We start from the raw sequence: 14,353 nt of genomic DNA, 5'->3' as shown, positions 1-14,353 counted from the left end.
TTGGTGACATGCCCGCAGCAGCCGCCGCCCGTACCCCGCACGCTCCCGACACCGACGACACCCCGCCGCGCAGGCTCTACCGCAGCGCCGACGGGCGGATGCTCGGCGGGGTCGCGCGGGGTCTCGCCGGGCACCTCGGGCTGCCCGTCCTCTGGATCCGGCTCGCCTTCCTCGCCATGTTCCTGTGGGGCGACGGGCTGGGGGTGCTGCTCTACGCCGCCTTCTGGGTCTTCGTCCCGCTCGGCGTCGGCGGCAGCTCCGGGCACCACTCCTTCTTCGAGACCCTCGCCGACGGCAGCCGGCGCCTGCGCAAGCCCGACAAGGGTGCGGTCTCCGGCCTGATCGCGCTGGCCGTCGGCACCGGCATCTTCTTCTCCCAGCTCCGCGTCGGCGGCACGGGCGGCCGCTACATCTGGCCCACCCTGCTCGTCGGGGCCGGCGTCGTCCTCGTCTGGCGCCAGGCCGACAACGCCCGCCGCGCCCACTGGAACCCCGCAGGGGACCGCCGCAAGCGGCTGCTCCAGGTCGCCCGCGCGCTCGCCGGGGTGGTCCTCGTCGGCGTGGGCCTGACCGTTTTCATCGTCGTACGGGGCTCCGCCGCGCAGCTCGGCAACCTCCTGACCGCCGTCCTCGCCGTCCTCGTCGGCATCGCCCTGCTCGCCGGGCCCTGGCTGATACGGATGACCCAGGACCTCTCCGAGGAGCGCCTGATGCGCATCCGCGCCCAGGAACGCGCCGAGGTCGCCGCCCACGTCCACGACTCCGTGCTGCACACCCTCACCCTGATCCAGCGCAACGCCGAGGACGTCGGCGAGGTCCGCCGCCTCGCCCGCGCCCAGGAGCGGGAGCTGCGCAACTGGCTGTACAAGCCCGAGGGCACCGGCAAGGACGAGGCCGAGGAGCCGGCCACCCTCGCCGAGGCCGTGAAGAAGGCCGCCGCCGAGGTCGAGGACCACCACGGCGTCCCGATCGAGGTCGTCGTCGTCGGCGACTGCCCGCTCGACGAGAAGCTGGGCGCGCAGATGCAGGCCGCGCGCGAGGCGATGGTCAACGCCGCCAAGTACGGTGGCGAGGGCGGGCCGGTCCAGGTGTACGCGGAGGTCGAGGGGCGGACGGTGTTCGTGTCCGTACGTGACCGGGGGCCGGGCTTCGACATCGACGCGGTACCGGGGGACCGCATGGGCGTACGAGAATCGATCATCGGCCGGATGCAGCGCAACGGCGGGACCGCCCGGCTGCGCTCCGCGCCCGACGGCGGTACGGAAGTGGAACTGGAGATGGAGAGGGTGGCGAACGCGGCATGACCGAGGGCAGCGCTGTGAACGACGGGGCCAGGAGGGTCCGGGTGGTGCTCGTCGACGACCACCGCATGTTCCGCACGGGCGTGCAGGCCGAGATCGGGGAGACGGCCCGGACCGGCGTCGAGGTCGTCGGCGAGGCGGCCGACGTGGACCAGGCCGTCACCGTCATCACCGCCACCCGCCCCGAGGTGGTCCTCCTCGACGTGCACCTGCCCGGCGGCGGCGGTGTCGAGGTGCTGCGGCGCTGCGCCCCGCTGATGGCGGCGGCCGAGAACCCGGTGCGGTTCCTGGCGCTGTCGGTGTCGGACGCCGCCGAGGACGTCATCGGCGTCATCCGGGGAGGTGCGCGCGGCTACGTCACCAAGACCATCACCGGCACCGACCTGGTGGACTCCGTCTTCCGGGTCCAGGACGGGGACGCGGTGTTCTCGCCGCGGCTGGCCGGCTTCGTGCTCGACGCCTTCGCCTCGACGGACGCGCCGCCGGTGGACGAGGACCTGGACCGGCTCACCCAGCGCGAGCGCGAGGTGCTGCGGCTGATCGCGCGCGGGTACGCGTACAAGGAGATCGCCAAGCAGCTGTTCATCTCGGTGAAGACGGTCGAGTCGCACGTCTCGGCCGTGCTGCGCAAGCTCCAGCTCTCCAACCGGCACGAGCTGACCCGCTGGGCCACCGCCCGCCGCCTGGTCTGACCTGCGGGTGAACCAGGAGTGACACCCCGGGGCCCGGCCCCGGGGTGTGATCCACGACGCAGGCGGGGAGGGCAACCGGACGGCGCCGCGCCGGACTCTTGGGTGGCGTGATGAGCCTGACGGGGACGCCCCTCTTCGCGATGGTGACCGGCCTGACCGTGATCGCCGTCGTCCTGCCGCTGACCGTGTGGAGCAAGGTGCGCGGGCCCGCCGTCGCACGGGTGGCCGTCCGCGGGCTGATGGTGCTGTTCGCCCAGGTCACCGCCGTCGCCCTGGTCTTCGTCGCGATCAACCGGGACATGAACTTCTACGCCTCCTGGGGCGACCTGATGGGCACCGGCTCCTACGTCCAGGCCGCGCCCGACCTCGGCCCCGACGGGATGGGCGGCAAGAAGGCCGAGCAGGTCAGGCAGGAGCCGAAGGTCCGCCAGGACTTCCAGCCGGTCGAGGGGCTCGGCGGGCGGGTCAGGAAGACCGAGCTCGACGGGAAGATCTCCGGCGTCAAGGGCGATGTCATGGTGTGGCTGCCGCCGCAGTACGACGACCCGGCCTACAAGGACCGGAAGTTCCCGGTCGTCGAGCTGATCCCGGGCATACCCGGAACGGGCAAGTCCTGGTTCCAGGGGCTCAAGGCGCACGAGGTGCTGGAGCCCCTGATGAAGGAGGGCAAGGTCCAGCCCTTCATCCTGGTCTCCCCGCGCGCCATGCTGCTGGGCAACGCCGACACCGGCTGCGCCAACATCCCCGGCAAGGTCAACGCCGACAGCTGGTTCAGCGTCGACGTCCGCAAGATGGTCACCGACAACTTCCGCGTCTCCGACGAGCCCCGCACCTGGGGCGTGGCCGGCTACTCGGCCGGCGCCTACTGCGCCGCCAAGCTGGCCATCCTGCACCCCGACCGCTACGGCGCGGCCGTCTCGCTGTCCGGGTACAACGACCCCGGCCAGGAGCCCACCTCGCTGGTCGCCAAGGACCCGGAGCTGCGCCGCACCCACAACCTGAAGGAACTCCTCAAGGCCCAGCCCGCGCCGCCGGCCGTCGCCCTGTGGATGTCGGGGGCCGAGCAGGACGGCTACCTGTCCGGCATGGACCTCAAGGGGCTCGCCCAGAACCCGACCACCGTGCACGCGGAGAAGGTCACCGGCGGGCACAACCTCGACTCCTGGTCCAAGCAGCTGCCGCAGACCTTCGGCTGGCTGAGCCAGACCGTCAAGGCGCCGTAGGGCCGTGCTCCGGGCCGGTCCGTCCGGGCCCGGGCCGTGCCTTCGGATCAGGCCGTGCCTTCGGATCAGGCCGGGCGGGACGCGCCGGCCCAGGGCATCGAGTCGATCGGGGCCACCCGGACCGTGGAGCCGGGGCGGGGGGCGTGGACCATCCGGCCGTTGCCGACGTACAGGCCCACGTGCGTGACCCCGGAGTAGAAGAACACCAGGTCGCCGGGGGCCAGCTGGTCGCGGGAGACCCGGCGGCCGGCGTTGATCTGGGTGTAGGTGGTGCGGGGCAGGGAGACTCCGGCCGCGCGCCAGGCCGCCTGGGTCAGGCCCGAGCAGTCGAACGAGCCCGGCCCGGTCGCCCCCCAGACGTACGGCTTGCCGATCGCCCCGTACGCGAACGCCACCGCGCGGGCGGCGCGCGAACCGTCGGCAGGGGCCTGCGCGGGGGAGCGGTCCCGCCCCGCGGGGGCCTCCGCCCCGGGCCGGCCTCCGGGGGCCCCGGTCCCGCCGTGCTGTGCCTCGTACGCGGCCCGCTCCTCGGCACCGAGCCGGGCCAGCAGCCGCTGGGCGGCGGCCAGCCGGTCCTCGACCACGGCCTTCTGCCGGGCGAGTTCGTCCCGCCGGGCGCGGACCTCCGCCAGGCGCCCGTCGGCCTGCGCGCGCAGCCGCCCGACCTCGTCGAGCCCGCGTCGTACGGAGGCCACCCCGGCGGCGGTGCGGTCGCCGGCCCGGGTGAGGAGGGCGGCCCGTTCCAGGTAGTCCTGCGGGTCGGAGGCGAGTGCCAGCTGGAGCGCGGGGCCCAGGCCGCCGCTGCGGTACTGGCCCGCGGCGACCGCGCCGAGCGCGCTGCGGGCGGCGCCGAGCCGGTCCGCGCGGCGGGCGGCCTCCTCCTGGAGACCGTTCAGGGCCCGCTCGGCCTCGTCGGCCCGGGCCTTCGCCCCGTTGTACCGCTCCGTCGCCTCCTCGGCCTCCCCGTAGAGCCGGTCGGCCTCGGCCTTGATCTGGGCGGGGGTCTGCCGGGGCTCGGCGTGCGAGGTGCCTTCGAAGGCGGTGGCGGTGGCAGCGCCCGCCAGGGCGAGGGTGGCGGCGGTCCGGACGGTGCCGCCGGAGAGCGGGCGCTGCCTGGGCTTTCGATGACTGGCCACGAGGGCCTCACGTCCTTCCGTCGGTCCCGCAGGTCTCGGGGGAGGACGCTAAACCTGGAGGTCACGGGCGAAGGACGGGATGATCGGAACTGGCTGCGTGTTGTCCGCGGCTGACCGGTCGGGGCCGTTTCGCCGCCCGGTGCCGTGCGCGGCCGGTGCCGCAGGGGGCCCGGTGCCGTGCGCGGCTCAGTGCCAGAGCAGGGCGATGAAGATGTTCGCGGTGGTCAGGGCGCCGACCGCGCCGAAGAGGCCCTTCTCCACCTGCTCCTCGTCCCGCTTGACGTAGACGAGCGCCAGGACCACGAAGAGGACCGCGAGCTTCACGCCGATCTTGATGTTGTTCAGGGGCGCGCCGTCGCCCATCTCGTGGAAGCCGACCAGCAGCACGCCGGTGACGAGCATGGTCAGCGCGCCGTGCAGCATCGCGGGCACGAAGCGGGCGGTGCCGGCGCCCATCGCCTTCATCTGGGTCAGGAAGCCGCCCAGGAGGGAGGCTATGCCGATGATGTGCAGGCCGACGAAGACGTTGGTGAGGACAGTCATGGCGCCGAGCCTACGGGGTGCCCCTTTCCCTTCCGACGGCGGATTTCCCCGGGGCGCGACCGGGTGTCGGTCCCGACCCCTAGACTCGGATGGCGATGAGCAGCCTCTTTGACGACAGCTTCCTGGCCGACCTCACCCCCTCCGACGAGGTCCCCCCGCCGCCCGAGGAGCACCACGCCCCCGTGGAGGGCGCGGACGACCTCTTCGGGGGCCGCTTCGACCTGCCCGTGAGCGGGGAGGCCTACTACCGCGACGGCGCCCCCCGGCCGGTCATCGACCCCGCGGCCCTCCTGGACGGGCTGAACGAGCAGCAGGCCGCCGCCGTGGTGCACGCGGGCTCCCCGCTGCTCATCGTGGCCGGCGCCGGCTCCGGCAAGACCCGGGTGCTGACCCACCGCATCGGCCACCTGCTGTCCGCGCGGAACGTCCACCCCGGCCAGATCCTGGCGATCACCTTCACCAACAAGGCCGCCGCCGAGATGAAGGAACGCGTCGAGCACCTCGTCGGCCCGCGCGCGAACGCCATGTGGGTCTCCACCTTCCACAGCGCCTGCGTGCGCATCCTGCGCCGCGAGTCCAAGCGGCTCGGCTTCACCTCCTCGTTCTCGATCTACGACGCCGCCGACTCCAAGCGGCTCATGGCGCTGGTCTGCCGCGACCTGGACCTGGACCCGAAGAAGTTCCCGCCCAAGTCCTTCAACGCCAAGATCTCGAACCTCAAGAACGAGCTGATCGACGAGGACGCCTTCGCCGCCCAGGCCGCCGACGGCTTCGAAAGGACGCTCGCCCAGGCGTACGCGATGTACCAGGGGCGGCTGCGCGAGGCCAACGCCCTCGACTTCGACGACATCATCATGACCACGGTCCACCTCCTCCAGGCCTTCCCGGACGTGGCCGAGCACTACCGGCGCCGCTTCCGCCACGTCCTGGTCGACGAGTACCAGGACACCAACCACGCCCAGTACACGCTGGTGCGCGAGCTGGTCGGCACCGGCTACCCGGACCTGGCGCCCGCCGAACTGTGCGTGGTGGGCGACGCCGACCAGTCGATCTACGCCTTCCGCGGCGCGACCATCCGCAACATCCTCCAGTTCGAGGAGGACTACAAGGACGCGACGACGATCCTGCTGGAGCAGAACTACCGCTCCACGCAGACGATCCTGTCCGCCGCCAACGCCGTCATCGAGCGCAACGAGAACCGCCGCGCGAAGAACCTGTGGACCCAGGCCGGCGCCGGCGCCGTCATCACCGGCTACGTCGCCGACACCGAGCACGACGAGGCCCAGTTCGTCGCCGACGAGATCGACCGGCTGACGGACGCGGGCGACGCCAAGGCGGGCGACGTCGCGATCTTCTACCGGACCAACGCCCAGTCCCGCGTGTTCGAGGAGATCTTCATCCGCGTCGGACTGCCCTACAAGGTCGTCGGCGGCGTCCGCTTCTACGAGCGCAAGGAGGTCCGGGACGTCCTGGCCTACCTGCGCGTCCTGGCCAACCCCGAGGACAACGTCCCGCTGCGCCGGATCCTGAACGTCCCCAAGCGCGGCATCGGCGAGCGGGCCGAGGCGATGATCGACGCCCTCGCGCTCCGAGAGAAGATCACGTTCCCGCAGGCGCTGCGCCGCGTCGACGAGGCCTTCGGCATGGCCGCCCGCTCCACCAACGCCGTCAAGCGGTTCAACACCCTGATGGAGGAGCTGCGCACGATCGTCGACTCCGGCGCCGGCCCGGCCGTGGTGCTGGAGGCGGTGCTGGAGCGTACGGGCTACCTCGCCGAGCTCCAGGCCTCGACCGACCCGCAGGACGAGACCCGGATCGAGAACCTCCAGGAGCTCGCGGCCGTCGCCCTCGAGTTCGAGCAGGCGAGGGACGAGGACAACCCCGGCACCCTGGCCGAGTTCCTGGAGCAGGTCGCGCTGGTCGCCGACTCCGACCAGATCCCCGACGAGGACACCGAGGGCACGGGCGTCATCACGCTGATGACCCTGCACACCGCCAAGGGCCTGGAGTTCCCGGTGGTCTTCCTGACCGGCATGGAGGACGGGGTCTTCCCGCACATGCGCGCGCTGGGCCAGACCAAGGAGCTGGAGGAGGAGCGCCGCCTCGCCTACGTCGGCATCACCCGGGCCCGCGAGCGGCTGTACCTGACCCGCTCCAGCATGCGCAGCGCGTGGGGCACCCCGTCGTACAACCCGCCCTCGCGGTTCCTGGAGGAGATCCCGGCCGAGTACCTCCAGTGGAAGCGCACGGGTGCCGCGCAGAAGCCGGCCGGCCCGATGCGCGGCTACGGCTCGTCGTCCTCCGGTTCGGGGAAGGCCTCCTTCGGGACCTCGCCCGAGGCCTTCCTGTCCTCCTCGCGCTCCCGGCCGTCCGGCCCCTCCGGGTTCGCGACGCGACGCGCCACCGACAAGCCGGTCATCGCGCTGGCCGTCGGGGACCGGGTCACGCACGACCAGTTCGGCCTGGGCACGGTCATGGAGGTCCGGGGCACCGGCGCGGACGCGCAGGCCACCATCGATTTCGGTGACGACAAGCCGAAGCGGCTGCTCCTGCGCTACGCGCCGGTTCAGAAGCTCTAGAGCCTGTCCGGCGGATCAGGGGTCGGACGGCCCCTGGGGACCCGGCTCCTACGTCGGGTCCAGGCCGTGGCTGCGCAGCCAGGCCAGGGGGTCGATGGCGGAGCCGGAGCCGGGCCGCACCTCGAAGTGGAGGTGCGGGCCGGTGGAGTTGCCGGAGTTGCCGGAGTACGCGATGACGTCGCCGGCCTTGACCTGCCCGGAACGGATCTTGGTGCTGCTGAGGTGGCAGTACCAGGTCTCGGTGCCGTCGGGGGAGGTCAGGATGGCCATGTTCCCGTAGGCGCTGTTCCACTGGGTGCGCATGGTGCCGTCGGTGGCGGCCATGACCGGGGTGCCGTAGGAGACCGGGAAGTCGATGCCCGTGTGCACGGACATCCACATGCCGCCGGCCTGGCCGAACATGGCGCTCAGGCCGTGCTGGGCGACGGGGATCGCGAACTTCGGGCGGGCCGCCTCCTTGGCCGCCGCCTCCTCGGCACGCTTCTTCTTGTCGGCGTCCTGGCGCTGCTTGAGGTCGATCCGCTCCTGGGTGCGGCTCGCACGGTCGGCGAAGTCGCCGGCGTCGGCGCTGAGGGCGGCCAGCTGGGTGTCGAGCTTGTTGTTCGCCGCGACCGGCTTCACCGACGCCGGGTCGGGGGCGGCCATCGTGGTGGTGTCCTCGGACGGCTTGTCACCGCCGGTGAGACCGCCGACGGAGGCGGCGGCGATCCCGGCGACGCCCATCACGCAGGCGGAGGGGACGGCCACCGTCAGCAGGGCGGACCGCTTGGCCGGCGTACGGCGCCGGGTGCTGCCCGCCTTGTCCTTGGCGGCCGCCTTGCCGCTCGCCCTGGCCCCGGCCCGGCCGTCGGCCCGGCGCGCCGAGCGCGGTTCGGTGGCGGCGGAGGTGAGGGGAACCGCCTGTGTGGGCATGTCGTGCGCGGCGTCGATGAACTGCGGCTCGTCGTCCTCGGCGGTGGCGAGGGCGGGGCCCAGGGGCTCGAAGACGGAGGTCTCGTCGTCGGCGTACGCGTCGGTGTCGGCGAACACCGGGACGACGGCCGTGGCGTCGTACCCGGCGGCCGGGGGCTCCTGTTCCAGGCCCTGATCCGTACCGCCGGCGCTGTTCCAGGCGGTGGCGTCGTAGGCGCCGGTGTCCTGGCCGTGCGCGTGACCGGTGAACTCCCACTGGCCGGTCTGCTCGGCGCCGGCGGTGTCGTACCCGAAGGGGGCCGCCGCGTGGGCGGTACCGCCGGAGTGCGCGGAGTTCCAGGCGCTCGCGTCCCAGGAGCCCGTCGTGTCCTCGGGGGCGGTCTGGGCCGGGACACTGGACAGGTAGGACTCCTGCGAGGTCCAGGCCGTGGTGTCGTAGGCACCGGTGTCGGCGGACGAGGCGTACGAGCCGTACGCGTCGTAGGTCCCGTAACTGCCGGAAGCGGCGTAGTCGGTGACGTACTGATAGCCCTGGCCCTGCGTTTCGTAGGAAACGTAGGCCTGGTCACCAGCGAAAGTGGTGGTGGAAAGGCCGTCGTGCCCCATTTCGGGGTACTGGCCCGACGTCGGGCGGTCGTTCACCAGTTCTCTTTCGCCTCGGCAGTGGGGGCCTGGGTGGCCGGGAACTCGAGGTTCACCGGAGGAGAGCAGTGGCGTGACTGTACCCGGCGGTTACTCGCCTCGACAATCTTCGGAGGGTTTCGTCCTCGGGGGAACCGGGCATTCGGCCGTCTTTCGGTCGCCGAAAGACCGAGCCTTGGCCTTGAGTTCGAAATTCGTTCGACTGGAAGTCGTCCGGTGTTGTAGGCGAACACGAGGACCCGAGCGGCCGCCGCCCCCCGCGCGTCCGTTCCCGCGCGGCGAACCCCGGGGCTCAGACGACCATCTCCTCCTCGTCGGTTCCGGCGGATCCGAGGTTCCTCACGGGCCCCCGCGCGGCGTCCGCGTCGCGCACCGGGCCGTCGAGGGCGCGCCGCACGGCGGTGATGACGGCGGGATGCACCGGAAGGGCGAGATGTCCGATCCCGGTGACCTCGATGTTCGTCGCGTCCAGGTCCGGGTGCTCGATCCGGGCCGTGCCGGTCGGCGCCATCAGCGTGTCGAACGCGCTCCAGAAGGCCACGCACCGGGTCCGGCAGCCGGGCGCGGGCGCGCGCAGCTCGGCCATCACCGGGGAGTCCGGGCGCATCTGGCGGACCAGGGGGTGGGCGTCCATGAAGGGGGCGACCCGGGTCCCGCCGTGCGGGGTGCCGAGGGTGACCAGCGTCCGCACGCGGGCGTCGCCGCCCAGGCGCTGGACGTAGTACCGCCCGACCAGCCCGCCCAGGCTGTGCCCCACGAGGTCCACCCGGTCCTGGCCGCTGCGCTCGCACAGCTCCTCGACGCGGCGGGCGAGATGGCGGGCGGTGACCCGCAGGTCGACGGAGAAGGGGGAGTAGTTGTACGTCTCCACGCGCCGCCGGCCGCCCGCACCGAGGGCGCGGCGCAGCAGGACGAACACCGACCGGTTGTCGGTGAAGCCGTGCAGCAGCAGCACGGGGGGCAGCTGCCCGGATCCGGCGCGGTGTCCGGCCCTGCGCTCCTCCCGGACTCCACTCGGGTAGAGGAGCATGTGCCCGGCGAGCACCACCGCCTCGAGGACCGCGGCCCGGAGGGCGGCCCCCGAGAGCGGGACGGGCAGCGGTGTGATCGTCAGCCCCATCGACGGCCTCCCCTGGACCTCTCGGGTGCGGGGCCGTGCCGGCTGCCGACGTGGCCCCGCCACCGTGCCGTGCGGCTGGCGGCGCGGTGGCGGGGCCACTGGGCGAGGTGAATCAACGGCGTCCCACGTGTGATTTCCCCCTCCCCGTTGACCGTGAAACGGTGCGGTGCGCAATGCTGTACTTAACGTTCGTTCACTCGGGAGGCAGTGCGATGGGTGTGACCGGTCCGATCCGTGTGGTGGTGGCCAAGCCGGGTCTCGACGGCCACGACCGCGGGGCCAAGGTGATCGCGCGGGCGCTGCGGGACGCGGGCATGGAGGTCATCTACACGGGCCTGCACCAGACCCCCGAGCAGATCGTGGACACCGCGATCCAGGAGGACGCCGACGCCATCGGCCTCTCGATCCTCTCGGGGGCGCACAACACGCTGTTCGTGCGCGTGCTGGAACTCCTGAAGGAGCGCGACGCGGAGGACATCAAGGTCTTCGGCGGCGGGATCATCCCGGAGGACGACATCGCCCCCCTGAAGGAGAAGGGCGTGGCCGCGATCTTCACCCCGGGCGCGACGACGACGGCGATCGTCGACTGGGTCAACGCGAACGTCCGCACGGCCTAGGAGCCGGCGTCGTACTCCTGCCTCGGGACCGGCCTCCGGGCGACGGCAGGACTCTGACGACAGCCGCACCCGCACCGCACCCGCGGCCGGCGCCCCGACCCCCGGCGGGGCCGGACTTCGCGCAGCGAAAGGCCGGCCCGTGCCGGGGGGCGCATCACGGCGGCGGCCGGGGAGACCGGGCGCGGAGCGTACGGAAGCGGGGTCGGGGGCGGGGCCTCCGGGAGCGGGCGTGGGGCGGGCAGGGGACCTCGGCCCGCGCAGCGGAAGCCACCCGCGGGCGGCGGTCGGAGCCCGGCGCACGCGCCGCGGTCGGACCCCGGCGTACGCGCGTCAGGACGCCGGCGCCAGCTCCGCGAGCATCGCGGCCCGCAGGCGAAGGGTCGCCACCAGCCGCTGGAAGGCCTCGGCCCAGTACGCGGCGGCCCCGGGCCCCCCTTCCCGCGCCTCCTCGACGGTGGCCGTGAGCGCCTCCAGCCGCCCCGCCTCCGCGGGATCGAGGCAGCGTTCCGCCAACCCCATCACCCCGCTGAAGCTCCACGGATAGCCCCCCGCGGCCCGCGCCGCGTCCAGTGCGTCCACCACCGCCCGACCCAGCGCCCCCGCCCACGGCACCCGGCAGACCCCGAGCAGCTGGAACGCCTCCGACAGCCCGTGCGCCCGGACGAACTCCGCGACCCACTCGGCCCGTTCCCCCTCCGGCAGGGTCTCCAGCAGCCTGGCCCGCTCCGCGAGCGACGCCGTGCCCGGCCCCGCCGCGGGTGGCGCGGACGCCGCGCCCAGCAGCGCCTTCGACCACTGCGCGTCGCGCTGCCGCACCGCCGCCCGGCACCAGGCGGCGTGTATCTCCTCCGCCCAGCCCTCGGCCACCGGCAGCGCCACCAACTCCGCCGGGTCCAGTCCGCCGAACCGGTCCCGCCAGCAGGACAGCGGAGCCGCCTCCACCAACTGGCCCAGCCACCAGGCCCGCTCCCCGCGCCCCGCGGGCGGCCGCCTGACCACCCCGTCGCGCAGCATCCCCGCGTCGCATTCGGCCGGCGGCTGCACCCCCTCCGGGCCCACGCAGGCCAGCGCCCGCTCCGCCATCCGCCCGGCCAGCGCCGACCCGGGCAGGGCGGACAGCAGTTCCGCGGCCGTCGCCCGGACGTTGCGGCTGCGGTCGCCCAGGGCCGCCTCCAGGAAGGGCTCGTCCGCCATCGAAAGCCCCGTCCGCAGCGAGTCGAGGAACATCAGCCGGTCCTCGGCCCGCTCGCCGGCCCAGGTCGTGGCCAGCAGCCGGGTCGCGGCCGTTGCCTCATGGGCCCGGACGGCGCCGAGCAGGGCGACCCGTTCCGCGAACAGGCCCTCCTCCCAGAGCCGGGCCACCGCCTCCCCGTCGGCGGGGTCGGGCAGTTCCCCGGTGCCGCCCGCTGTGCCGCGCAGGGCGAACCGCCACTCCGGGTTCAGCCGGGCCAGCCAGAGCCCCCGCGCCCCGGCCAGCGCCAGGGCCTGCGGGCGCAGGTCGGTGCGGGCCCGGGCCGCGTCCAGCAGTGCCGGGAGCAGCGCCGAGGGTGCCCGGTAGCCGTGCCGTCCGGCGGCGGCCAGCCACTGCGGGAGCAGCTCCGTCAGATCCGGGGCGGCCCCCCGCCGTCCGGTGCCGGCCGTGCCGGTGCGGCCGGCGAGCAGGAGTGCGAGCCGCCGCCCGGCGGCCTCCGGCGGCGCGGGGCGCGGATCCCGCGGTGCGGGGTCCGGCCGCCGGGCCGCCGGCGCGGGCCGCAGCCCGGCGCGGCGGCGCAGCGTCCGGACGGCGGCCGCGTCGAGCAGGGCCTCCGGTGTTCCGCCCCGCCGCTCGGTGCCCAACAGCGCGGCGGTGACCAGCTCCTCCCAGTCCCCGTCCGCGTATCCCTCGTCGGCCTTGCCCATCAGGCCCTCCCTGGTCGTTCCCCGTCGGTCGTCGGTCGTCGGTCGTCGGTCGTCGGTCGCCTGTGGTCCGTCGTGCGTCGTGCCGGCGGCCCGGGGTCCGGTCCCGCCCCCTCCGCGGGACCGGACCCCGGACCTGCCGCACGACCCTGTTCAGCTGGCGTGGTTGTCGTTCATGAAAGCCCCCGGCTTCTCGTCCGCGCGTCGGCGCCCCCGCGCCTCCGCGTCCTCCATGTCGGTCTGCGAGACGGCATGGATCCCCCCAGGCCCCCTGCGTTTTTCGGTTGGCCGAGCTCTGCCTCAGATCAGCGGCACCGGCTCGGGCGAGCCGGGCTGCCAGGCCGTCAGCGGGGTGAAGCCGCGGTGGCCGCACTCGCCGAACACCGTGACCGGGCCGCCGCCCGAGAGGGCGGCCAGCTGCCACGGCGCGGACCGCGAACGGCCCCCGCCGGTCGTCACCGGCAGCGCGTGCGCCCCCTCCGCGTCCGCGAGCTGCCAGGCCCCGTCGCCCGCCTCACCCGGTATCGGGATCACCGGTCCCAGGACCACCGGCCAGGACTCCAGCCACGGGTCCTCCCGCAGCCCGGCCCCGTAGGCCTCCAGGGCCTCGGCGGTGCCCACCCCGGCCGGGGCCCCGGCGTCCGTCGCCACGGCCGCGGTGCGGTCCCCCAGGTCCGCCCGCAGCCCCGCCGTCCCGGGCCGGAAGCGGGCTTCCGCCTCCAGCGCCCGTCCGACGGGCAGCGCCAGCCCCGGCGCCCGCCCGGGCGGCCCGAAGTCCAGCACCAGCGCCGGCCGTCCGCTCTCCAGCCCGCGCAGCCAGGTCCGGCGGGTGGTGAGGCGGCCGTCCGGGGACACCGAGTCGTACTGGGCGAGTACGAGCCAGCGGTCCCGGACGGTCTCCCCCTCCGCCGAGTACGGCAGCCCCACCCGGTTCCGGACGGTCGCGGCCAGCGGCTCCGGCAGTCCGGACACCCCCGTCCAGGCCCGGTCCAGCAGGTGCAGCAGCGCGAACTCCTCAAGCATCCGGGCGGGCCAGCCGGGGCCGCAACCGGGTATTGCCCCCAACTCCCGCACCCGCGAGGCCAGTCCGGGGGCCTGGGCGTCGACCATCCGGGCGGCGGTCTCCTCCCAGGGCGCGTACCCCGCCTGTGCCTGCCCGGCGATCCCGTCACGCAGCAGGTCCACGAGCCGGCGCTCCAGCTCGGCGACACCCGCGCCCACCCGCTCGGCGCGCCGCTCGGCCCGCTTGCGGGCCGCCTCGGCGTCGACCGGTCCGGCCGCCGGCCGCGCGGCCCTCGCCGCGCGCTCCGCCAGCCAGGCCGCCGCCCAGTCCGGGGCCTCGGCCGGATCGCCCAGGCCCTGCGCCGACCAGAGCAGCAGCAGCCCCAGCGCGTGCTTGCACGGGAACTTCCGGCTCGGGCAGGAGCACTGGTAGGCGGGACCCGTCAGGTCGACGACCGTCCGGTACGGCGTACTGCCGCTGCCCTTGCACGACCCCCACACCGCACCGGAAGCGGAACCTCCGGTACGTGACCACGGACCCGCCACGCCGAGTCGGCCCCCCGCCTTCCGCGACGCGTCGTCAGAAGCCAGGGCCAGTACCTGTTCCGCCGTCCAGCGGACCCCCTGCTCAGTCATGGAAACCACCGTAGAGACCCCCACTGACAATCGCCCTGACCTGCAACGACACTG

General features: G+C 73.9%; 11 protein-coding genes. 5 read left to right on the top strand and 6 right to left on the bottom strand.

The window, feature by feature from the left end:
- Positions 1 to 8 precede the first annotated feature (8 nt).
- The 3 genes from ACFY15_RS04540 (at position 9) to ACFY15_RS04530 (ending at position 3,216) form a co-directional block, all read left to right on the top strand.
- Positions 9 to 1,304: a PspC domain-containing protein gene (locus tag ACFY15_RS04540; protein WP_390824995.1), complete on the top strand. Its 1,296-nt coding sequence runs from the start codon at positions 9 to 11 to the stop codon at positions 1,302 to 1,304.
- Positions 1,301 to 1,993: a response regulator transcription factor gene (locus ACFY15_RS04535; RefSeq protein ID WP_042817248.1), complete on the top strand. Its 693-nt coding sequence runs from the start codon at positions 1,301 to 1,303 to the stop codon at positions 1,991 to 1,993. Before ACFY15_RS04540 ends, ACFY15_RS04535 begins: the two co-directional genes overlap by 4 nt.
- 110 nt (positions 1,994 to 2,103) lie before the next feature.
- Positions 2,104 to 3,216, top strand: coding sequence for an alpha/beta hydrolase (locus ACFY15_RS04530; RefSeq protein ID WP_390824994.1), 1,113 nt, complete (start codon positions 2,104 to 2,106; stop codon positions 3,214 to 3,216).
- A 65-nt stretch (positions 3,217 to 3,281) separates the two neighbouring features.
- Here the strand turns inward: ACFY15_RS04530 and ACFY15_RS04525 are convergent, their stop codons facing one another.
- Both ACFY15_RS04525 and ACFY15_RS04520 read right to left on the bottom strand, forming a co-directional pair.
- Positions 3,282 to 4,352 carry an NlpC/P60 family protein gene (locus tag ACFY15_RS04525; protein ID WP_390824993.1) on the bottom strand — a complete coding sequence of 357 codons (1,071 nt, stop codon included), beginning with the start codon at positions 4,350 to 4,352 and terminating at the stop codon, positions 3,282 to 3,284.
- A gap of 186 nt (positions 4,353 to 4,538) precedes the next feature.
- The gene (locus ACFY15_RS04520; protein ID WP_390687668.1) at positions 4,539 to 4,895 is read right to left on the bottom strand and encodes a hypothetical protein; all 357 of its coding nucleotides are present in this window, start codon (positions 4,893 to 4,895) and stop codon (positions 4,539 to 4,541) included.
- Positions 4,896 to 4,990: 95 nt separating this feature from the next.
- Here ACFY15_RS04520 and pcrA point away from each other — a divergent pair, with 95 nt between their 5' ends.
- Positions 4,991 to 7,474 carry a DNA helicase PcrA gene (gene pcrA / locus ACFY15_RS04515; RefSeq protein ID WP_390824992.1) on the top strand — a complete coding sequence of 828 codons (2,484 nt, stop codon included), beginning with the start codon at positions 4,991 to 4,993 and terminating at the stop codon, positions 7,472 to 7,474.
- 48 nt (positions 7,475 to 7,522) lie between these two features.
- Here pcrA and ACFY15_RS04510 read toward each other — a convergent pair whose 3' ends face one another.
- Positions 7,523 to 8,992 carry a M23 family metallopeptidase gene (locus tag ACFY15_RS04510; protein ID WP_390825046.1) on the bottom strand — a complete coding sequence of 490 codons (1,470 nt, stop codon included), beginning with the start codon at positions 8,990 to 8,992 and terminating at the stop codon, positions 7,523 to 7,525.
- A 328-nt stretch (positions 8,993 to 9,320) separates the two neighbouring features.
- A complete protein-coding gene (locus tag ACFY15_RS04505) occupies positions 9,321 to 10,148 on the bottom strand; it encodes an esterase/lipase family protein (RefSeq protein ID WP_390824991.1) in 828 nt (275 codons plus the stop codon).
- Positions 10,149 to 10,360: 212 nt separating this feature from the next.
- On the opposite strand from ACFY15_RS04505, the gene ACFY15_RS04500 reads away from it, so the two are divergent.
- Complete coding sequence (locus ACFY15_RS04500) at positions 10,361 to 10,765, top strand: cobalamin B12-binding domain-containing protein (RefSeq protein ID WP_390687671.1); 405 nt, start codon at positions 10,361 to 10,363, stop codon at positions 10,763 to 10,765.
- Between the two features lie 330 nt (positions 10,766 to 11,095).
- Here the strand turns inward: ACFY15_RS04500 and ACFY15_RS04495 are convergent, their stop codons facing one another.
- Both ACFY15_RS04495 and ACFY15_RS04490 read right to left on the bottom strand, forming a co-directional pair.
- Positions 11,096 to 12,664, bottom strand: a complete 1,569-nt coding sequence (locus ACFY15_RS04495) for a DUF5691 domain-containing protein (protein WP_390824990.1) — start codon at positions 12,662 to 12,664, stop codon at positions 11,096 to 11,098.
- A 297-nt stretch (positions 12,665 to 12,961) separates the two neighbouring features.
- Entirely contained in the window at positions 12,962 to 14,299 is a 1,338-nt protein-coding gene (locus ACFY15_RS04490) for an SWIM zinc finger family protein (protein ID WP_390824989.1), read from the bottom strand.
- Positions 14,300 to 14,353 lie beyond the last annotated feature (54 nt).

Source organism: Streptomyces sp. NPDC001373 (genome assembly GCF_042895815.1).
Taxonomy (GTDB): domain Bacteria; phylum Actinomycetota; class Actinomycetes; order Streptomycetales; family Streptomycetaceae; genus Streptomyces.
The sequence above is the reverse complement of the archived record's forward strand: the minus strand, read 5'-3'. Positions and strand labels throughout refer to the sequence as shown.